General features: G+C 62.6%; 18 protein-coding genes. 11 read left to right on the top strand and 7 right to left on the bottom strand.

Annotated elements, in window-relative coordinates; translation table 11 throughout:
- Positions 1–13: 13 nt before the first annotated feature.
- Positions 14–1495 (bottom strand): FMN-binding glutamate synthase family protein, encoded by a 1482-nt coding sequence (locus ACI5KX_RS13240; RefSeq protein WP_406811129.1) that lies wholly within the window; start codon positions 1493–1495, stop codon positions 14–16.
- 86 nt (positions 1496–1581) lie between these two features.
- On the bottom strand, positions 1582–2400 hold the full coding sequence (locus ACI5KX_RS13235) for a metallophosphoesterase family protein (RefSeq protein ID WP_406811128.1): 819 nt from the start codon (positions 2398–2400) through the stop codon (positions 1582–1584).
- A 295-nt stretch (positions 2401–2695) separates the two neighbouring features.
- On the opposite strand from ACI5KX_RS13235, the gene ACI5KX_RS13230 reads away from it, so the two are divergent.
- Complete coding sequence (locus ACI5KX_RS13230; protein WP_406811127.1) at positions 2696–3625, top strand: TorF family putative porin; 930 nt, start codon at positions 2696–2698, stop codon at positions 3623–3625.
- A 100-nt stretch (positions 3626–3725) separates the two neighbouring features.
- On the opposite strand, the gene ACI5KX_RS13225 is transcribed toward ACI5KX_RS13230, so the two are convergent.
- The gene (locus tag ACI5KX_RS13225) at positions 3726–4376 is read right to left on the bottom strand and encodes an SIMPL domain-containing protein (protein ID WP_406811377.1); all 651 of its coding nucleotides are present in this window, start codon (positions 4374–4376) and stop codon (positions 3726–3728) included.
- 193 nt (positions 4377–4569) lie between these two features.
- On the opposite strand from ACI5KX_RS13225, the gene ACI5KX_RS13220 reads away from it, so the two are divergent.
- A complete protein-coding gene (locus tag ACI5KX_RS13220; protein WP_406811376.1) occupies positions 4570–5007 on the top strand; it encodes a VOC family protein in 438 nt (145 codons plus the stop codon).
- 4 nt (positions 5008–5011) lie between these two features.
- On the opposite strand, the gene nhaA is transcribed toward ACI5KX_RS13220, so the two are convergent.
- On the bottom strand, positions 5012–6259 hold the full coding sequence (gene nhaA, locus ACI5KX_RS13215; RefSeq protein WP_406811126.1) for a Na+/H+ antiporter NhaA: 1248 nt from the start codon (positions 6257–6259) through the stop codon (positions 5012–5014).
- A gap of 90 nt (positions 6260–6349) precedes the next feature.
- On the opposite strand from nhaA, the gene ACI5KX_RS13210 reads away from it, so the two are divergent.
- The 5 genes from ACI5KX_RS13210 (at position 6350) to ACI5KX_RS13190 (ending at position 12500) form a co-directional block, all read left to right on the top strand.
- Entirely contained in the window at positions 6350–7759 is a 1410-nt protein-coding gene (locus ACI5KX_RS13210) for a glycosyl transferase family protein (protein ID WP_406811125.1), read from the top strand.
- A complete protein-coding gene (locus tag ACI5KX_RS13205; protein WP_406811124.1) occupies positions 7756–8913 on the top strand; it encodes a hypothetical protein in 1158 nt (385 codons plus the stop codon). Before ACI5KX_RS13210 ends, ACI5KX_RS13205 begins: the two co-directional genes overlap by 4 nt.
- A 100-nt stretch (positions 8914–9013) precedes the next feature.
- The gene (locus tag ACI5KX_RS13200) at positions 9014–9928 is read left to right on the top strand and encodes a sulfite exporter TauE/SafE family protein (RefSeq protein ID WP_406811123.1); all 915 of its coding nucleotides are present in this window, start codon (positions 9014–9016) and stop codon (positions 9926–9928) included.
- Complete coding sequence (locus ACI5KX_RS13195) at positions 9925–10692, top strand: TIGR02186 family protein (RefSeq protein WP_406811122.1); 768 nt, start codon at positions 9925–9927, stop codon at positions 10690–10692. Before ACI5KX_RS13200 ends, ACI5KX_RS13195 begins: the two co-directional genes overlap by 4 nt.
- Positions 10693–10826: 134 nt before the next feature.
- Positions 10827–12500, top strand: coding sequence for an ATP-binding protein (locus tag ACI5KX_RS13190; RefSeq protein ID WP_406811121.1), 1674 nt, complete (start codon positions 10827–10829; stop codon positions 12498–12500).
- Here ACI5KX_RS13190 and ACI5KX_RS13185 read toward each other — a convergent pair.
- Both ACI5KX_RS13185 and ACI5KX_RS13180 read right to left on the bottom strand, forming a co-directional pair.
- Complete coding sequence (locus ACI5KX_RS13185; RefSeq protein WP_406811120.1) at positions 12497–13234, bottom strand: 7-carboxy-7-deazaguanine synthase QueE; 738 nt, start codon at positions 13232–13234, stop codon at positions 12497–12499. The genes ACI5KX_RS13190 and ACI5KX_RS13185 overlap by 4 nt on opposite strands.
- Before the next feature lie 225 nt (positions 13235–13459).
- Positions 13460–14275 carry a zinc-dependent peptidase gene (locus tag ACI5KX_RS13180; RefSeq protein ID WP_406811119.1) on the bottom strand — a complete coding sequence of 272 codons (816 nt, stop codon included), beginning with the start codon at positions 14273–14275 and terminating at the stop codon, positions 13460–13462.
- 128 nt (positions 14276–14403) lie between these two features.
- On the opposite strand from ACI5KX_RS13180, the gene ACI5KX_RS13175 reads away from it, so the two are divergent.
- Positions 14404–15186 carry a hypothetical protein gene (locus tag ACI5KX_RS13175; protein ID WP_406811118.1) on the top strand — a complete coding sequence of 261 codons (783 nt, stop codon included), beginning with the start codon at positions 14404–14406 and terminating at the stop codon, positions 15184–15186.
- 96 nt (positions 15187–15282) lie between these two features.
- Here ACI5KX_RS13175 and ACI5KX_RS13170 read toward each other — a convergent pair whose 3' ends face one another.
- Positions 15283–18093 (bottom strand): valine--tRNA ligase, encoded by a 2811-nt coding sequence (locus ACI5KX_RS13170; RefSeq protein WP_406811117.1) that lies wholly within the window; start codon positions 18091–18093, stop codon positions 15283–15285.
- Between the two features lie 217 nt (positions 18094–18310).
- On the opposite strand from ACI5KX_RS13170, the gene ACI5KX_RS13165 reads away from it, so the two are divergent.
- The 3 genes from ACI5KX_RS13165 to ACI5KX_RS13155 are packed head-to-tail and all read left to right on the top strand — an operon-like array spanning position 18311 to position 21248.
- Positions 18311–19423, top strand: a complete 1113-nt coding sequence (locus tag ACI5KX_RS13165) for an MlaE family lipid ABC transporter permease subunit (RefSeq protein ID WP_406811116.1) — start codon at positions 18311–18313, stop codon at positions 19421–19423.
- A 3-nt stretch (positions 19424–19426) separates the two neighbouring features.
- Complete coding sequence (locus tag ACI5KX_RS13160; RefSeq protein WP_406811115.1) at positions 19427–20254, top strand: ABC transporter ATP-binding protein; 828 nt, start codon at positions 19427–19429, stop codon at positions 20252–20254.
- Positions 20255–20297: 43 nt separating this feature from the next.
- A complete protein-coding gene (locus tag ACI5KX_RS13155; RefSeq protein WP_406811114.1) occupies positions 20298–21248 on the top strand; it encodes an MlaD family protein in 951 nt (316 codons plus the stop codon).
- The last annotated feature ends 3 nt before the right edge of the window (positions 21249–21251 follow it).

Below are 21251 nucleotides of genomic sequence, written 5' to 3'. Positions count from 1 at the left end.
TTAAGCTATCGATTCAGGCGACCTGTTGGACCGGCGGATACAATTCATCCAGTGGGCGGGATCGCCCGTCGGCGCACACGAGCCGCACGTGGTAGCGCTTCATCTCGCGCGGGTTCTTCACGCCGACCGAATGCGCGATCGTGCCGACTTCCTCGCGCATTTGTTCGACGAAGTTGGCGACCCGCACCGCCTTGTCGGCCGGGTCGAGCCCGCGCTGCAGCTTGGGATTGTGCGTGGTGATGCCGGTGGGGCAGGTGTTCTTGTTACACTTCATCGCCTGGATGCACCCGAGCGCGAACATGAAGCCGCGTGCCGAGTTGATGAAGTCGGCACCCGCGCAGATCGCCCAGGCGACTTCGCTCGGTGTCACGAGCTTGCCGCTGGCGACGATGCGGATGCGATCCCTGAGGCCTGCCGCATCGCGCAGGTCGACCAGCATCGGCAGCGCCTCGCGCAGGGTCAGCCCGACATTGTCGATGAGGGCAAGCGGGGCTGCCCCGGTCCCGCCATCGCCGCCGTCTACGGTGATGAAATCCGGCGCGCTGTCGGGGCCGCGGCGGTTGATCTCGGCGAACAGTTCCTCGATCCAGCCATAGGCACCGATCACGAGCTTGATCCCGACCGGCTTGCCGGTGACCTCGCGAATGTGCCCGATCATGTCGAGCAACTCGGAATTGTTGCCGATCTCCGGATGGCGATTGGGCGAGATCGAGGCCTCGCCTTCGGGAATGCCGCGGATCGATGCGATCTCGGCGTTGACCTTCTCGGCGGGCAGGATGCCGCCCTTGCCGGGCTTGGCTCCTTGAGAGAGCTTGAGCTCGATCATCCGCACCTGTTCGTGGGCCGCGACCTCGCGCAGCCGTTCGTCGGAGAGATTGCCCTGGCCGTCGCGCACACCGTATTTGGCGGTGCCGATCTGGAACACGATGTCGCACCCGCCTTCGAGATGGTAGGGCGAGAGACCGCCTTCGCCGGTGTTCATCCAGCACCCTGCCTTGGCGGCACCGTTCGACAGCGCGCGCACCGCCGGCTTCGACAGCGCGCCGTAACTCATCCCGGAAATGTTGAAGATCGACGGCGCGTCATAGGGAAGCCGCGCGGAGCCTTCGCCGATCCGCATCGGCGCAGCCTTGACCGCGTCGCGCTTCATCGTCGGCCATGGGCAATTGACGAAGATCGGCGTGCCGACCGCTTCGAGATTGCGGGTCGATCCGAAGGCGACATTTGTCGATTCGTGCTTCGCCGCTTCGTAGACCCAGTCGCGTTGGGCACGGTTGAAAGGCATCTCCTCGCGGTCCATCGCGAAGAAATACTGGCGGAAGAACTCGCCCAGCTCGGAAAAGATATACCGCGCCCGGCCAATGACCGGATAGTTCCGCCTCACTGCGTCGCTGGTCTGGTTGCGGTCGATCACGAACAGCACAATCGCCGCGAGGACGATCAGACCAACGGAGAAGACGAACAGATTGACAAGCCAATCGAGCAAAACGGTCATGCGTGTGTCCTCCCGCTAGCCTGTTCGGGCGCTGCTGACGGCAGGTTACACTATGGACGGCTGCACCCAAGCCCTATCGTGGATCGTCAGACCCGATCGAGCGTGCCCTCGTGGTCCTCATGCGAAACCGTGATCGAGCCGTCGACATCGCCGGTCTGGATCACCCGCTTTTCTTCGCCTTCGAGCACGAGCGCGGTGAGAACGCCCGAACGGAAGGCGCCGGTGTCGATCCCGATGCGGTTTCCGCAATCCATCACCTTGTCGAAGATCGTGTGCCCGTGGACCACAACTTTCTCGAGCGGACCCTGATGGTTGAGAAAACGGTCGCGGATCCACAGCATGTCGCTGCGCTTTTGATCGGCAATGGGCAGCGACGGGTCGATACCCGCATGGACGAACAGGTAATCTCCGGCGACGATCAGTTCCTCGAAGGATGCCACGTAGTCACGGTCCTTCTGCGGAATAAGCTTTGGCAACAGCTTGAACAGCTCATCGAGCGTCATGGCGTTGAACTGCTTTTTCGAAAGCCCGTAGCTCAGGATGGTTTCGCGCCCACCATGCTTGAGGAAATGGCGCAGGATATCCTCCTTTTCGAAGGACTGCAGGAACATCTCCTCGTGGTTTCCGGCGAGCACGCGGACGTTACGCTTCTTCTGCCACTTGCGCGTTCGCTTGATCACCCCGGCGCTGTCCGGCCCGCGATCGACCAAGTCGCCGAGCAGGATGATCCGGGTGTCGGCCGGAGTGCTTGCGGCATCGTCGCGCTCGATCGCCTCGATCATCGCCTCGTAGAGATCGAGCCGGCCATGGATGTCGCCGATGACATAGTATCGCGCCCCCGCCGGAACGGCAGGCTGGCGCGGCTGCGGTCGGCGCGCGAATATCTTGCTCAGGGCGTTCAGCATGGTGCGACTGTCATATAAATCGGCAGTGTCGGGGACCGTTCCCTGAAGGGGGCAAGGCAACGGCCTAATGCCCATAGACACGCGCGAGCTTAACCGCAAATGAGTGATTGCTTCGGACGCAACTGATGCAAATTTCCCACAATTCTGTGTCCTCGTGGACGCTTGCGCAATTTCTCTTGTGCAGTGCGGCAAAAGTGTGCACGATTGTTTCGCATTCGGATGAGATTGCCCACAAAAATGGCAACCGGCGAATGTGCAGGTGGGACGAAGCAACAACACAAACAAGGAAGTTGTCATGCTAACGTCCATCCGCGGCCTCACGGCCGCAACGTTCTCTGCGGGTCTCCTCCTCTCGGCTGCACCCGCATTCGCCTCCGACACTACAGAAGAGGCCAATACCAAGATTCAAGCCGGCGAAGTCGAAGTCAGTGAAGAACTGCTCGCTGCTTCCGCAAAGCTGGATGATATCGTCGAAGGCGAAAAGAAGCTCGCCCTCACACCATCCATCGATCGGGCTTCGGCTCCGGTCGACGAGGCAAAGTCCAGCGGTTTGCAGGATGACGGCGAATCGAGCGCGATTTCGTTTTCCGCCAATATCGCTTTCGCCACCGAGTATCGCTTCCGCGGTGTCGCGCTCACCGATGGTGAATTCGCGGTCCAGGGCGGTTTCGATATCGGTCACGAATCGGGTCTCTACATCGGGACCTGGGCATCGAACCTCGATGAACAGACGGTCGGCTACGGATCGGCCGAACTCGACCTTTACGGGGGCTGGGGCGGTGACCTGACAGACGGCGTCAGCGCGGACGTTGGAGTTATCTACTACCTCTATCCCGACGCAACCGGACCCGGCGATTTCGATTACATCGAATTCTACGGATCGCTCGGTTTCTCGCTCGGCCCGGCATCGTTGACCGGCGGCATCGCCTATGCGCCGGACCAGGATTCGCTCGGCGGCACCGATAACCTGTATCTCTACGCCGATGTCGGCATCGGCATTCCGGATACGCCGATCACCATCAACGGCCACATCGGCTACACCGACGGGTTCCTGACCTTCACCACCGACAGCGAAGCGATCGACTGGTCGATCGGCGCCGATCTTGCGGTCGGCCCGGCAACGCTCAGCGCCGCTTATGTCGGGGTGGAAGGCGACGTGCTGATCGATCCGACCGGAACCTTCACCGACGATGCTTTCGTGGTGACGCTCAGCGCGAGCTTCTAACCGTTTGCTCAGTCGCAGGAGCGAACGCCCTAACCGCGCATAATGCGGAATAGCGGGACCTCATGAGGGGCGCGGGACTTTCGGGTCCCGCGCCTTTTATTCAATCGAGGCTGAAATTGACGGTCGTGACTACGCGGACCTTCTTGTAGGGGCTGTCCGACTTGCCCCAGCCCCCGCCATCGCCGTCACGCGCGTCGATCGAGAAATACCCCTGCGTCGCGTCCTTGATCGCGCCGACCTGTGCGCCGCTGTCGGTGGCGAATTGCTGGGCCGCTGCACGCGCATCCTTCGTCGCCTCGGCCACCATTTCGGGCTTGATATCGTTGAGCCTTGTGAAGGTGTAGCTCATACCCGAACCTTCCTCGAGGAACACGCCGCGTCCGACCAGGTCGAACTGTTGCGCGACCGCCTTTTGAGCGCGCTCGATGTCGTTGGTGCGCAGTGCGAGACGCTGCCGGACGGTGTAGGTCGTGACACCGCGATTGGTGTAGCTCGAAACATTGGCACCCGTCGGTTGCAGCGCATCGTCGGGAAAGCCGAGTCCGCTGAAGAATTCCTCGATGCTCTCGGTGTCGCGCCGGACCTTGCCCTGCGCTTCGGCAAGGCTCTCCGAGCTTGCCGAATAGGAGATCGTCCAGGTGGCGAGATCGGCGGTCACATCGCGTTCGGCCAGCCCGCGCACGGTGACCGAACGTTCGGCTTCCTTCGCGCGCAGCAATCCGTCTCCTAAAAGGTATCCGCCGAGGATCATGCCGATGGAAGCGATTGCCGCGGTTCCGAACCAGCGGGTCGTGATCGGGCTCAATCCCGCCTTGCGTCCCGTCTCCGCACCCGCCATGTCTTGTCCTGTATCGCCGCTCATCGTGTCCTCCTGCTTGAATGTATGATGCGACGAGTTGTGCAACACTGTCGATGAACCGATTTTGAATTGCTGCGAGATGAACATGGTCAAATACCTGCACTCGATGATCCGCGTGACCGATCCCAAGGCGACGGTCGATTTCTTCAAGCTGATCGGATTGGAGGAGGTGCGGCGTTTCGATGTCGAGGCCGGGCGCTTTACGCTGATCTTCCTCGCCGCTCCGGGTCAGGAGGGCGTCGCCGAGGTCGAACTTACGTACAACTGGCCGCCCGAAGATGGCGGCACGCCGGAGGAATACGATGGCGGGCGCAATTTCGGCCACCTCGCCTATCGGGTCGAGGATATCTATGAGACCTGCCAGAAGCTGATGGATGCCGGCCACACGATCCACCGCCCGCCGCGCGACGGGCATATGGCCTTCGTCAAATCGCCCGACGGGATATCTGTCGAGTTGCTCCAGGACGGCAACCTCGAGCCCAAAGAGCCTTGGGCGAGCATGGAAAACACCGGCAGCTGGTGACGGCTCAGGCCTTGCCCGGTTCCTCTCCGCGGTCGTCGCACTCGGCTTCGGGATGGGTCGTCGTGAGGCGAAGCACGATATAGCCGAGCACGGCCGAGATCGCCGACCCTGTGAGGATACCGATCTTCGCCTCTTCGACGAGGACCGGATCCAGCGGGAAGGCTAGCCCGCCGATGAAGAGGCTCATCGTGAAACCGATGCCGCACAAGATCGATACGCCCCAGATCTCGGTCCAGTTGGCATTGTCAGGGCGCGGCGCAAAGCCGGTCTTGTCGGCAAGGAAGACCGTGGTGAAGATACCGAGCTGTTTCCCGAGCACCAGACCGGCCGCGATGGCGATCGGCAGCGGATCGATCAAGGCCTGGGCCCCTAGTCCTCCCAGAGCCACGCCGGCATTGGCGAAGCCGAAAACCGGAACCACGAGATAGGCGCTCCACGGAGCGAGACCATGCTCCAGCTTCTCGAGCATGGAGTTGCCGTCACGGCGGCGCAGCGGGATGGTGAGGGCGGCAACGACGCCTGCGATGGTTGCGTGAACACCGGTATTGAGCACGCAATACCACAGCACCAGCGCCAACAGTATGTAAGGCCAGAACACACCTACCCGCATCCGGTTGAGCGCCATCATCAGGCCGAACACCACCGCCGCAGCGAGCAGCCAGGCCATCTTGATCGTCGGGGTGTAGAAGAATGCGATAACCAGCACTGCACCGATATCGTCGACGATCGCCACCGTAAGCAGGAACAGGCGCAGCGATGCGGGCACGCGGTTGCCGAGCAGGCCGAGCACACCCATGGCGAAAGCGATATCGGTGGCCGCCGGGATCGCCCAGCCGCTGGTGTACTGTCCGCCGCCCGAGACGATCATGTAGACAATCGCGGGCACCACCATGCCGGCCGCAGCGGCCAGCATTGGAAGCCGCCGCGCTGCCGGATCGGACAGCGAGCCGGAAATCATCTCCCGTTTCACCTCGAGACCGACGACGAAAAAGAAGATCGCCATCAGCCCGTCATTGATCCAGAGGTGAAGGTCCTTGAGCTTCGCAATCGGGGTCCACGGCAATTCGCCGTAGAACAGCTGCTTGTATTCCGCAGCGAACGGTGAATTCGCAGCCAGCATGGCCGCAGCCGCAACGACGATCAGCAACACCCCTGCCGAGGCGTCGCCGACGAACAGCGCGCGCACCGGCGCAAAGATCGTGCGGATGGGTTTGCGGACGGGTTTGGGAAGAGGTTCGAGAGGATCGGTCATCTTGGCCGCTCTCTTTGAGAAATTGTGAAGCGGTTGCAAGGGCTATCGGGCCACGTTAGGCTCTTTTTCTGACGGGGAACGGGGGTCGCCTTGGCGCTATGGGGCTTTGATTTCTGGCAGTGGCTGGCACTGCTGCAACACGAACTGCTTTTGTTTGCAGGCGTGTTTTTCCTCGTCGGAGCGATCGACGATATTGCCGTCGATCTTTCTTGGCTTTGGCTCAAGCTGACAGGACGGGCCAAGACGCCCCAGTTCAGGCGGTTTGAACTGCAAGGCCGGGCCTTGCACGCTCCCGTCGCCATTTTCATCCCTGCCTGGCAGGAAGCCGAGGTGATTGGCGACACGATCGGGCACACTCTTTCAAGCTGGCCTCAGCGACAATTGCGATTGTACATCGGCTGCTATCGCAACGACCCGGCAACGATTGCTGCCGCGATGTCTGCGGCCGATGGCGACCCGCGCCTCAGGATCGTGATTCATGACCGGACAGGGCCGACTACGAAAGCCGACTGCCTCAACCGTCTTTATGAAGCGATGTGCGATGATGAACGGCGCAGCGGACGGAGTTACGGGATGGCGGTGTTTCACGACGCCGAAGATCTCGTCGATCCGGCCGCGCTGGGCCTGCTGGATCGGGCTGTGGGCGAGGGGACTGACTTCGCCCAAATCCCCGTCGAGCCGCTGCCGCAGGCGAAGAGCCGCTGGCTCGGCAGCCATTATTGCGAGGAATTTGCCGAGGCCCACGGAAAAGCAATGGTCGTCCGCGACGCGCTCGGCGCTGCACTGCCTGCCGCGGGCGTAGGCTGTGCAGTGTCGCGCAAAGCCCTGCATCGCCTGTGCGAGCGGCACACCGACCAGCGACCCTTCTCGTCCGAGTCGCTGACGGAGGATTACGAACTGGGGCTGTCGGTGGCCGAAACCGGGGGCACATGCCGGTTCATCCGGGCGCGGGGCGATGACGGGCTGCTGATCGCGACCCGCGCGTTCTTTCCGGCGCGCCTCGATCATGTTGTCAGGCAAAAGACACGCTGGGTCCACGGGATAGCCTTGCAGGGCTGGGATCGCACCGGTTGGGGCGCGGGGCTGGTCGAGATCTGGATGCGAGCCCGCGATCGCCGAGGTCCGATGACGGCGTTGGTGCTGCTGTTCGGCTACACCCTGCTCGCGCTCACAGCGCTCAGTTGGGCGGCGATCGGGCTGGGATATGGCGAACCGGTAGAGCTTTCGCCGTTCCTGAAATGGCTGCTGGTCGCGAACCTCGTCTTCTTCGTCTGGCGGGCGCTCTTCCGCTTTGCCTTCACTGCGCGCGAGTATGGCGTGGGCGAAGGGTTTATGGCTGTCTTGCGGATACCGGTCACGAACATCATCGCGATCATGGCGGGGCGGCGGGCGATCTTCGCCTATGCGAAGACGCTAACGGGCAGCGCGGTGGTCTGGGACAAGACGCCGCACACGACCCACCCTGCACGCATCGCTCCAGCGTCGGCGGGTGCGGCGTGAAGGGCGATCGGGATACGATGCGGCGCGGCAGCCCGCTCGCCATGCTGGCACTGGTTATGGTCGCATGGGCAGGCGGACGCGCGCTGACATGGGAGAATCCGTTTGGTGTCCCCGCGTTGGAACTTCCCGAAGCCGGTGCGCTCCTTGCCGAAGGGGAAACGGCGCCCCCAAGCAATCGGGGCGAATTTTCGAATGACATAGTCGTCGATCCGTTCGCGAGAACGACGCGCGGAGGACACAATGCCAAAGCCGGGACGGCCACCAAGTTCGCTCTGCTGTCCAGCGCGGGAATGGCACCGGCGTCCTACAGGCCGGGTCGACCCACTGGTGTGGCATACGGACACAACCTGCTGTGGCAACGCGCGCTGGCGACCGGCGGTGGCCCGCGCGGCGAAGGGACCGCATCCTTTCAGGCTGTCGACGAGACCTTGCGGCGCGCGGGAATCTCTCCGCTTGCCCCGGCTTTCGAGGAGCAGGGCAGGCAGGACAGGTGGTCCTTCGATGCGTGGGGGTTCTGGCGCGACGGATCCGACTCCGCGCCGATTTCGCAAGGGCGCGTCCCGATTTATGGCGCCAGCCAGTTGGGCGCCCGGCTGGAATACCGCGTTGCGCCGGGATCGCAGCGCGACCCGCGGCTTTACGCACGAGCCTATCGCGCCCTGGTGACCAACGGCGAAACCGAAGTCGCGGTTGGCGCGTCCGCGCGCCCGATCGGCCAGGTGCCCGTGCGCGTCGCGGCAGAACTGCGCGTGACCGAGCGACGGTTCGGGACCGATCTGCGCCCCGCTATTATCGCCATCTCCGAATTGCCTGCGCAGACCTTGCCGGGTCAATTTCGGCTCGAGGCCTATGGCGGGGCGGGCTATGTGGGAGGCGAGGGCGCGACCGCCTTCGTGGATGGACAGGCATCGCTGACCCGCGAACTGGCGAGTTTCAACGGCCCTTCGGACTCGCAAGCCCGCCTGAGCATCGGCGCTGGAGCCTGGGGCGGGGCGCAGGAGGATGCGAGCCGTATCGACGTGGGGCCGACCGTCCGGGTCGATCTGACATTGGGCGATGTGCCCGCGCGTGTTTCTGTCGATTGGCGCGAGCGCGTGGGCGGGGATGCGTCGCCCGATTCCGGGATCGCAGCGACGCTTTCGACGCGCTTCTAGCGGACACTGCCCACGCCGCCACGGGCCCGGATGCATCGGGCCGGGAACAGCACGCTTCCGCGGCTATCATCAAGCGCTCCGGTGAGGTATCGGCAAGAGCATGGACGTCTACCTGCCAATCGCGAATCTCTCGGTGAACGGACTGTTCATCGTGCTGCTTGGCGGGTTGACCGGTATCCTTTCGGGACTGTTCGGTGTGGGCGGCGGTTTCTTAACCACGCCGCTGCTGATCTTTTACGGCATTCCCCCCACGGTCGCCGCGGCCTCGGCGGCTACGCAGGTTACGGGCGCGAGCGTTTCGGGCGTGCTCGCCCACTCGCGGCGCGGCGGGGTCGATTACCGCATGGGTGCCGTCATGGTTGGAGGCGGTATCGTCGGCGCGCTGATCGGGGCGGTGCTGTTCCGGGCACTGCAGGCGCTAGGCCAGATCGATGTCGTCATCAACATTCTCTACGTCATTCTGCTCGGATCGATCGGTACGCTGATGATGCGCGAGGCGGTCGATGCGCTGAGGCCGGGCAAGGCTTCGGCCAATGCCCAGCCTCGCAAGCGACGCCACCACCCGCTGGTGGCGGGCCTTCCGTTCCGTTGGCGGTTCTATCGCTCGGGTCTGTATATTTCGCCGCTCGCACCGCTGATCCTCGGCACCCTGGTCGGCATCCTGACGATGCTGATGGGGGTCGGAGGCGGGTTCCTGCTCGTCCCTGCAATGCTCTATCTTCTCGGCATGAGCGGCAATGTCGTGGTCGGCACATCGCTCTACCAGATCCTGTTCGTGACCATGGTGACGACCATGACCCATGCGCTGACGACCAAGGCAGTCGACATCGTGCTGGCGGGCCTGCTGCTGCTCGGCTCGGTCCTCGGCGCGCAATTCGGCACTCAGATCGCGATGAAGGCGCGGCCCGAAATCCTCCGCCTGGTGCTTGCCGCAATCGTGATCGTGGTGGCGCTGAGAATGCTTTACGGGCTCGGCATCCAGCCCGATGAAATCTATACGGTCAGCCCGCTATGATCCTGCGGATCGGCAGGATCGCGCTGGTCGCCATCGCTGCGATGACGCTGACCGCGCAGCGCGAGCCTGTCCTCGTTCCGGAAGTCAGCCAGTCGCGTATCGAGGTCCGGCAGGGCTTCACCGGCGCGAACCTTTTGCTTTACGGCGCGGTGATCGATCCGGCGGGCACGCGGGATAACCCCGAATACGACATTGCCGTCGTGCTCAAGGGGCCGACCGAGCCCATTCGCCTGCGCGAAAAGGAGAGGATCGCCGGCATCTGGATGAACGCGGGATCAAGCGATTTCCGCTCGGCACCGTCCTTCTTCGCGATTGCCTCGTCCCGCCCTATCGAACAGATCGTCGATGGACGGACAGCCGCGATCTATGAACTCGGAACCGAATTCATCCAGCTCAGCCCCAGCGGGGAGATCGAGCCCGAGGAGCAGGCGCGCTTTGCCGCAGGTCTGGTCGAAATGCGCCAGCGCGCCGGGCTGTACCAGGAAGATCCCGATGGCGTGCGCATCAGCGAAGGCGTGCTCTACCAGGCGCGGATTGCGTTGCCTTCCAACGTGATCACCGGAACCTACACGGCCGAGACCTTCGCCATTGCGAACGGGCGGGTGCTTGCCTCTGCCACGGCGGAAATCGAAGTCGAGAAGGTCGGGCTGGAAGGCGAGGTGGTCGATGCCGCCGAGCGCAATTCGCTGCTATACGGCCTCGGTGCGATCCTGCTCTCGCTGGCGATGGGCTGGGTTGCCGGGCGCTTCTTCAACCGCTCTTGACCAATCTTCGTCTCTCCACCGGGTGTCATCGTTGACGCGATCTTAACCCAAACTCCCTATCCGCATCGAGTGACGGAATGTGCCGGATTGTGCGCAGCTTCCGGTGCGAACGATGCAGGCAAGGGACCGCCGAAATGAACGATATGGGTAGCCAGAATTTCGACCCCGCAGGAAGCGAAAGCGTCGGCGCGAGCGAGGCCGATCTCGACAATGCGGGTATGCCGATCGGGGTCGTACTCGAGATTTCGGGTGCAGGCTCGCAGATCGCGCTCGATATCCAGCGCCTGAATGAATGCATGGACGATTCCGACCCGTCGATCGCACTCGCGGGGCAGGTCGGCAGCCAGATCAAGATCCGCGTCGGCGACGCTTGGTTGCTCGCCAGCGTTCGCGACCAGCGCAAGGACCGCCGCAGCGAGACCGGCATCATAGCCCACATCGACTTCCTCGGCGAAGGCAGCGAGGAAAAGCTGACCGGACGGATCAACGGGTTCAAACGCGGTGTCACCCGCTATCCGGTGCCCGGGGCGATGGTGTTCCCCGCGAGCACGCAGGACCTCGAGCAGATTTATGCCAGCGACGGGCGGGCCAACATCACGGTCGGCAGGGTGTTCCCGACCAGGGACATCAAGGCCGGGCTCTATATCGATGCGATGCTGGGCAAGCACTTCGCGCTGCTGGGATCGACCGGTACCGGTAAATCGACCAGCGCGGCGTTGATCCTTCACAAGATCTGCGAGGCTGCGCCGAACGGCCATATCGTGATGATCGACCCGCACGGCGAATACTCCGCTGCGTTCCGCCAGACCGGGCAGATCCTCGACGTGTCGAACCTCCAGATGCCGTACTGGCTGATGAACTTCGAAGAGCACTGCGAAGTCCTGCTCACCAGCGACGGCAACGAACGCCAGGTCGACATGGACATTCTTGCCAAGTGTCTTCTGCATGCCCGCTCGAAGAACCGGCTGGCCGAGACCATGGGCAAGATCACGGTGGACTCGCCGATTCCCTATCTCCTGTCCGACCTTTCGAACATCATCCAGGACGAAATGGGCAAGCTCGACAAGGCAACCTCCTCCGCGCCCTACATGCGGATCAAGAGCAAGCTCGACGAGCTCAAGGCCGATCCGCGCTACCAGTTCATGTTCTCGGGCATGCTGGTGGGTGACACCATGGCCGACTTCATCGGCAAGGTGTTCCGCATGCCGGGCAACGGCAAACCGATCTCGATCATCGATGTTTCGGGCGTGCCTTCGGACATCACATCGACCGTGGTCGCGGTTCTCAGCCGCCTCGTGTTCGACTTCGCGATCTGGGGTCGCGAGGAGAAGACCCGCCCGATCCTGCTGGTCTGCGAAGAGGCGCACCGTTACGTCCCCAGCGAGAAGCATGCCGACGGCTCCTCGGTCGCGGGCGTGCTCAGCAGGATCGCCAAGGAAGGCCGGAAATACGGGATTTCGCTCGGTCTCATCACCCAGCGTCCGTCGGACCTCGCCGAAGGCGTGCTCTCGCAGTGCGGCACGATCATCTCGATGCGTCTCAACAACGATCGCGACCAGGCCTTCGTCCGCTCGGCAATGCCCGAAGGCTCGCGCGGCTTCCTCGATTCGATCCCCGCCCTGCGCAACCGCGAATGCATCATCTGCGGCGAGGGTGTCGCGATCCCGGTGCGTGTCACCTTCGATACGCTCGAAGAGCACAAGCGCCCGGCTTCGGAGGATCCGAGCTTCGTCGAACTCTGGACGGAAGGCGGCGAGGAGGAAGAACTGGTCGAGCGCGTGGTCCTTCGTTGGAGAAGCCAGGGCTAGGTCCCGCGAGTATCCCCGTACAAGTGAATATGCATCCGGTCGCTCATGCGGAAACCGTGTTCGAGGCAGAGCGGAGCGAGCCATGTCTCGCGCTCGCGCAGGGTCGCGCTGTCGGTGCCTTCGGGCATCAGGAACACATGGCCGGGCTTGAACCGGTGGCGGCGGTGCAGGTCGAGCACCTCCTCGACGTCTTCCGGCGAAGCGATCACGAACTTGAAGAACGCGCGCGGGTCACTGGCGTAGAAATCGAGCCGTTCGGGAATCAGCGCAAGCTCCGCCGGGTTGCCCGAATGCGCCAGCTTGGGGCTGACATTGTACTGGTCGACACGGATATCGACATGGCTCGATGCCTTGGTGGTTCCGTTGGTTTCGATCTCCACTTCGATGTCGGGCAGGATCGCGAGCATGTCGGCCAGGGGGCCGCACTGCATCAGCGGCTCCCCGCCGGTGATCACGAGGCGTTTCTGCCCGAGCGCGGCGATCTTCGCCGCTGCCTTGGCGGGCGAGACCTCCACCTGGTTGGCCTTGCGATCGAACGTCCGGTCGTCGCGATGCGGGCGATTGTCGCCCTCGAAATGCCAGGTGTAAGCGGTGTCGCACCAGGTGCAGGCGAGGTTGCAGCGCGACAGGCGAATAAAAGCGACCGGCGTGCCCGCGCTCGGTCCTTCACCCTGCAGCGAGGCGAAGATTTCCGGACCGCCGGTGTCGTCGGTCGCCAGGACTAGCTGCGCCATGCTGCACCTGCACACGAAGTTGACAAAACCGACACCGTGTCACCCGTGTCCAACAGGCCCGAAACCCGCAGAAAAGCGTGCGAAATCGCTCCAAAAGCGAAGTTGACACTTTGCAAATTCAAAACGGGTCTGGCGGCACTTCTCACATAACGGCCATGCCACGAATTGCGCGGGTAGGAAATGCCTGCCCATCCGTGGCGCGAACGGTGTCGCAAAGCGGTGAGCCTAGTCCCAATCCGCAGGATCGAGCGCCAGCAGCTGTGAAAATTGCGCATAAAGCGCTGGCACTTCGCGGCGCAACTCCTGCGGCCTCTCGAAGAAAGTGACGATCGCTTCGGCAAAGAATTCCTCGTGATTGGTCGCACCGTAAGGATCGATCAGAGTGCGGCGTCCGCTCTCCACCCGTTCGACATGGTCATGGTACGCGTCCAGCATGGCTTTCTCCCAGCCCGCATAGGCCTGCCCCTTGCGCAGGACGGGAATGCCGTTGGTGTGACCCGTCAGCGCGTCGAGCTGGTGGGCGAATTCGTGGATGACGACATTGAACCCGTCTTCCGGGTCGAGCCCGCTATGCAGCGCCTGGTCCCATGACAGGATCACCGGCCCCCGCGCCCAGCTTTCGCCTAGCATGGCATGGCGGTCTTCGCTGACAACGAACCCGTCATGCGTGTCGCGCCTGGTGACGAAGGCCGAAGGGTAGATCAGCACGTTCCTGATCGTATCGTACCAGACCGGACTGTTGACGATCAGCAGGCAGGCCTGCGCGGCGATGGACAGCCGCATGTCGTCGGTGACCTCGATACCGTTGTTGCCTCGAAAGGTCACCTGATCGAGAAACAGGTTGATTTTGCCCTCCAGCTTGAGCCGCAAATCATGCGGCAAGCGGCGGGTGATCGGGACAAGCCGGGCGATCACGGCACGCTGTTCGGGCGTGAGCCGCGTTGCCAGAAGCGCCTTGCGCCTGCGCTTCCGCATCTGCGCGCGATACAGCAGGAAAGCGGCGACGAGCAGCGGGACGGCAAGGATCAACCAAGGCGACATGTTCGGGAAGTAGGATCGACCAAGCGCGATTGTTAGGGTGACGGCGTCGCACTGCGGGATGCGGCCATTCGGCTAACGACCCAATTGCGGAGTTTGGATCATCTCAAAGCCTGTGGCATCAAGTAGGCATGCAATCGCCCCGCAACCCCACGCGCCGCAACAGAAACATCGGGACCGCAAAACAGGGCCACGGCAAAGACAACGAGCTTGTCATACCCGACAGGTCGGATGGTCTTCATTGGCTGGATCGAATTGGCGAGTGCCGAATAGAAGACCGTGTCGTTTCCAATCGGTCTGTACGCTTCATCGTCGAAGAGAACGCACTGGGCTGTGTTCACCCATGCACGGTCTCGGATATCGTCCGCATGCTGGAGGCGCTGCCACAAAGCGACTGGGTAGGACTGGATAGTTTTGTTTTTCGCCAACCCACTCGCAAGCAGCTGACGCTCTCGCCTGTTTGGGGCCGCTTGCTCTACTATTCCGAAGTTTCGACTGCGAAAGGCAGACAAATCGCGAAGGGACCAGCTATCTTTCTCGATGCGATTGAGCCAGACAAAGTCATGGTCTGGAGCACGTCCCTTGACCCAGACGATAGTCACGAACTGCAACGACTGCGTGAGGACGGACACACTGTTTTGAGGGAAGGACGCAGGTACCGTATTGCCGTCTCGGCGTCATCTGCTCGACACACACAACTTTACCGAACCTTGCTGCATGAGATTGGGCATTGGTTTGATTGGTTGTCGAAGGTTGAAGAGCCTGCATCAAAAGGCGGTGACTGGATCGATCTGGAGCGGGGATACTTTGCGCGCCCGAAGACTGAACGTGAGGCGTTCGCACATCGATATGCTGATGCACAACGTGCGCTTCTCGAAGCGAAGGGTATCATTCCATTCCCTCAAGAAGAGTAAATCGCAAACGTCCGCTTTCCATCCAATCCCAGCCATTCACGACCCAAGTGGCTCGCTCAAAAGCTGACGCGGTTCGTGGAGGCGAAAAGGCGAACCCTACCCCAGCCGTTCCAGCGCTGCCGTCAGCCGCTCTACCTCCGCGCTATGGTGCGCGAAATCGGCCTTGGCCTTTTCCACCGCCTCGGGCTTGGCGCGTTCGACGAAGTTGGCGTTGGAAAGCCTGCCTTCGAGCGATCTGGCTTCCTTTTGCGAGGCGGCGAGCGCCTTCTCCAAGCGCGCCTTTTCCGCGTCGATATCGATGATCCCTTCGAGCGGGATAGTAAGAACATCGCTCGCTACATTTACCTGCATAACAGCACCTGTCGGGGCGGGTTCGAACTTAAACTCGGAAATCCGGGCGAGACGACCGATTGCTGCAGAATTGCTGGTCGCAAGGTCGACGATAGCCACGCTCGGATCAGCCACGTTAGCTGTAACAACAACGTTCGGTGGTACACCTAACTCATTCCTTGCGCTTCGAACTTTAGTTGTAAGCTCAATCAGTAAATCGACTTCTGCTTTCGCGTTCGAGTCGACCTTTGCGCGTGGATTTGGCCACTTTGCCGTGATAATATCGTAGCTTCGTTCACCTTGGGCGTGCCAAAGTTCCTCTGTTATGAAAGGCATGAAAGGGTGCAGCATCACTAAGATTTGGTCGAGTACCCAACCAGTAACAGCGCGGGTTTCTTCCCTGCTACGAGTACCTTCTTCAGCTTCGCGTGTTTGGTCGTCGATTTTGGCCTTTAGGTCGTGGGGTAGATTACTGCTGTCACCGATCACGGCTGGTGAAGCAGTAAGGCTCCCCAAGATCGGTTTGATCAATTCCAGATACCAGTCGCAGAACCGGCTCCATGTGAACTGGTAGATCGCATTCGCCGCCGCATCGAAGCGCAGGTCGGCCATCGCCGCGTCGATTTGTTCGACGCAGTGCTGGACCTCGCCGATGATCCACTGGTTGGCGGCGAGCCGCGCAGCCGGAGCCTTCAGTGTGGTCGAGGCTCCGATCCCGTTCGACTGGCAGAAGCGCGTCGCGTTCCACAGCTTGGTCGCGAAGTTGCGATACCCCTCGACCCGCTTCTCATCCATCTTGATGTCGCGGCCCTGGCTTTCCATCGCCGCCATGAAGAACCGCAGCGCGTCCGCGCCGTACTGGTCGATCAGGCCGAGCGGATCGACCACATTGCCCTTGGACTTCGACATCTTCGCGCCATCGGCGGCGCGCACGAGGCCGTGGAGGTACAGGCGCGGCCACGGGGCCTCGCCCATATTGTACTGCCCCATCATCATCATCCGCGCATCCCAGAAGAACAGGATGTCGAAGCCGGAAATGAGCAGGTCGTTGGGGAAGTGCTTTGCCAGCAGGTCGGACTTTTCCGGCCAACCAAGCGTGGCGAACGGCCACAGCGCGGAAGAGAACCACGTGTCGAGGACGTCGGGGTCTTGTGTCAGTTCGACGCCTTGCCCCGCCTGAGCCTGCGCTGCTTCCTTGCTCTCCGCGACGAAGACATTGCCGTCCTTATCGAACCACGCCGGGATCCGGTGCCCCCACCACAGCTGGCGTGACACGCACCACGGCTGGATGTTCTCCATCCAGTTGAAGAAGGTCTTTTCCCAGCTCTTGGGGACGATTTCGATCGTGCCGTCGCGGACCTGCTCGATCGGCTTGGCCGCGAGCTTTTCGGCGTCGACATACCACTGGTCGGTCAGCCACGGCTCGATCACCACGCCGCCGCGGTCGCCGAAGGGCGTCGCGATCTGACGCGGCTCGGCGTCGTGCTCGACCTCTTCGCCTTTCTTGGTCTTGGCGATGTGCGGGATCAGGTAGCCCTGCTCCTTGAGCCGCTGGACGACGAGTTCGCGCGCGCCATCGACACCATCTCGCTTGAAACGGTGCAGCCCGATGAATTCCTCCGGCACGAGGTCATCCGCCGTCTGGCAGACGTTCGCTTCCCCATCGAGCATGTTGAGCATCTGCGCGGGCTCGATCCCAGCGCGCTTGCCGACCTCGAAATCGTTGAAGTCGTGACCCGGCGTGATCTTCACCGCGCCCGAGCCCAGTTCGGGATCCGCATGCTCGTCGGCGACGATGGGGATGCGGCGACCGGTGATCGGCAGGATCACGTGCTTGCCGACGACGCTCTTGTAGCGCTCATCGGTGGGGTGGACCGCGACCGCCATATCGGCGAGCATCGTTTCGGGGCGCGTGGTCGCGACCTCGATATAATCCTGTCCGCTATCCAGCGTGACGCCGTCCGCGAGCGGGTATTTGAAGTGCCAGAAGCTGCCCGGGATCGTCTGCTGCTCGACCTCGAGATCGGAGATCGCAGTCTTCAGTTTCGGGTCCCAGTTCACCAGCCGCTTGTCGCGGTAGATCAGCCCGTCATTGTAGAGGTCGACGAACACCTTGAGCACCGCCTTGGTGAAGTGCTCGTCCATGGTGAACTGCTCGCGCGACCAGTCCATCGAACAGCCGAGCCGCCGCAGCTGCTTGGTAATCGCGCCGCCGCTTTCGGCCTTCCATTCCCAGACCTTCTCGACGAATTGCTCGCGCGAGTAATTGGTGCGCTTGTCCTGACGCTCCTCCATCTGGCGTTCGACCACCATCTGCGTGGCGATCCCCGCATGGTCCATGCCCACGACCCACAGCGCGTCCTTGCCGCGCATCCGCTCGTAACGGATCACGATGTCCTGCAGCGTGTTGTCGAGCGCGTGGCCGATATGCAGGCTGCCCGTCACATTGGGCGGCGGGTTGACGATGGTGAATGGTTCCGCGTCCGGGCGTTCGGGCCGGAATCCGCCGGATTCCTCCCAGTGTCTGTACCATCGCGCCTCGATCTCGGCGGGGTTGAAGGTGGTGTCGAGTGTCATTTCTTTCGGCTCGCTAACGCTCGCGGTGCAGGCCACCCGCTCCCTCCACCCTTCCACCCGGAGCCTACCGGGATACCATCCGGGTGGAAGGGTGGAGGGAGCGGGTGGCCTGGCACCCAAGATAAGATCCTTCACCCCATGCCAAGCCGCGCGTTGCGGTGCAACATCTGACACACCCACTTGTGATGACCGCGAAATCCCCTCATAGCTCGCTGCGATGGATGGGGTCGCGGAATTTTCACTCGACGAGGACGCGGACGGGCGCAGCCGGATTGCGTTTTCCGGGCCGCTGGTCATTTCCACGATCGGGCGGATCGAACACGAACTGAGGAAGCTCTCTTCCGATGTCGCGGTGATCGATCTCGCCGATGTCGAGCATATCGATACCGTCGGTGCGTGGGTTACCTGCCGCCTCGCTTCCGAACATGGGGCCGAGATCGTCGGCGCATCGGCTCGGGCGCAGCGGCTGCTCGACGCGGTCGAGGGACTGCAGTCGGATGTCGAGGTTCAGCCGCCGCGCCTGCCGGTTTGGGAGCGCGTGCCGGTCGCGATGGGCAAACAGGTTTTCAATGCGCGTGCAGGCGTGATCGGGGTCGTCGGCTTCCTCGGCCAGATTCTGCTCGGCTTTGCCAGCCTGATGCGCCATCCGACCCGGTTTCCGGTGAAGGCACTGGTGCGGCAGATGGAGCTGGTCGGCGTCGCGGCGCTGCCGATCATCGGGCTGATGAGTTTCCTGATCGGCATCGTGATCGCGCAGCAGGGCGCGGTCCAGCTCGAACAGTTCGGCGCCGAAGCGCTGACGGTAAACCTCGTCGGCCGCATCACCTTGCGCGAGCTCGGCGTGCTGATGACCGCGATCATGGTGGCAGGCCGATCGGGCAGCGCGTTCGCGGCGCAGATCGGAACGATGAAGCTGACCGAGGAAATCGACGCGATGCGCACCATCGGCCTCTCGCCGATCGAGCGGCTGGTGATCCCGCGCATCGTCGCTTGCACCTTCATGATGGTGCTGCTCGGCTTCTATGCCTCTGTCGTCGCGATCGTCGGCGGCGCGGTGGTCGGCCAGTTCGCGCTCGGCATCCCGTTTTTCACCTTCCTAGAGCGAATCCAGGAAGTGGTGCCGACCTACGATCTGTGGGTCGGCCTGATCAAGGCGCCGGTGTTCGGCCTGATCGTCGCGCTTGCGGGCTGCTATCACGGCATGCGCGTGCGCGGGAATTCGGAGGAAGTCGGCCTGCGCACCACCATGGCGGTGGTCTCCGCGATCTTCGCCGTAATCGTGCTCGACGCGTTCTTCGCGGTGTTTTTCACCGAGATCGGGTGGGGCTGAGCGATGGCGCAGGACAACACCCATATCGCCCATCTCGGCACCGAACCGCCCGTAAAAGTGCATGGGCTGGCCAACCGCTTCGGCGATTTCACCGTGCACGAGAACCTCGATCTCATCGTCGAGCCGGGCGAGATTCTCGGCGTGGTCGGCGGATCGGGCAGCGGCAAATCGGTGCTGATGCGTTCGATCATCGGCCTGCAGATCCCCGCCGAGGGAAGCGTCGAGGTGCTCGGCCATTCGATCACCGACGCCGAACCCGACGAGGAATTGGGCGTGCGCAGCCGCTGGGGCGTGATGTTCCAGGGCGGGGCGCTGTTTTCGACCCTGACGGTGGGCGAGAATGTCGAAGTGCCGCTGCGACAGTTTTACCCCGAAATCGATGACGAGCTGCGCAAGGAAATCGCGCGCTACAAGGTGCTGCTCTCGGGCCTGCCCGAAGATGCGATCGCGAAGTTTCCGTCCGAGCTTTCGGGCGGCATGAAGAAGCGCGCCGGCCTCGCCCGCGCGCTCGCGCTCGATCCCGAGCTGCTGTTCCTCGACGAGCCGACCGCCGGGCTCGACCCGATCGGTGCCTCGAAATTCGACCGGCTGACCAAGAACCTCAAGGAAACGCTCGGCCTGACCGTGTTCCTGATCACCCACGACCTCGATACGCTGTTCGAGATTTGCGACCGCGTGGCGGTCCTCGCCGAGAAAAGGGTAATCGCCGTGGGGACGATCCCCGAACTGCTCGAAACCGGGCATCCGTGGATCGAGGAGTATTTCAACGGCCCGCGCGGACGTGCAGCGCGCGACACACATGAACGCGATCGTTCGGGCGAGACGGGATAAGGCGATGGACAAGCCGAACCAAGAGCGGCCATAGGGAAGCCACATGGAAACAAGAGCTAACCATCTTTGGGTCGGTGCGGTCACGCTGGTGCTGCTGGCGGCGCTGGCGGCGTTCATCATCTGGATCGCCCGATTGGGGCAGGGCCAACAGAACGAATACGACATCTTCTATGCGCAATCGGTCTCCGGTCTCGCGAACGGCAGCCAGGTCTCCTACGCCGGCGTCCCCGTCGGACAGGTCACCGAAATCGCGCTGTCTGAGGACGATCCCGAATTCGTTCGCGTGCGCGTGCGGGTGAAGGAAGATCTGCCGATCCTCGTCGGGACCGAAGCGACGATCCAGGCGAGCTTCACCGGGGTTTCGACCATCCTGCTCGACGGTGCGCGCAAGGATGCTCCCGCGATCACCTGCGAGACCACCGCCTGCCCCGAAGGCCGCCCGGTGATCCCGCCGGGGCGCGGCGGTATCGGTGAACTGGTCGCAAACGCGCCGCTGCTGCTCGAGCGGCTGGCGACGCTGACCGAGAACCTGAACAACCTGCTCAGCCCCGAGAACCAGCAGCAGCTTTCCGCGATCCTGCGCAATTCGAACCGCCTTACCGAGGAACTGGCGCAGGCTGCGCCGCAGCTCGAAGGAACCTTCGCCGAACTGCAAGTTGCGCTGAAGGAAGCGGGCGAAGCGCTCGACGCCTTCGAACAGGCGACCCAATCGACCGACCGGCTGATCAATCAAGAGGGCCCGCTGCTTGCGGAGGAACTGCGCGGCACGCTGAAATCGGCCAACACCGCGCTGGCTTCGCTTTCGGCGACGCTCGAGGATACCCGTCCGGCGGCGCGGCAATTCCGCGAGACCACGCTGCCGACCACCGAAGCGACGATGCAGGATCTGCGCGCCACCAGCCGGGCGCTGCGCGCGCTCACCGAGAAACTCGACAACCAGGGCGTCGGCGCGCTGGTCCAGGGGCAGTCGCTGCCCGATTACGAGCCGAAATAGGAT

Source organism: Erythrobacter sp. GH1-10 (assembly GCF_045363165.1).
Lineage (GTDB): Bacteria > Pseudomonadota > Alphaproteobacteria > Sphingomonadales > Sphingomonadaceae > Erythrobacter.
This window is presented reverse-complemented; position numbering and strand designations above follow the sequence as displayed.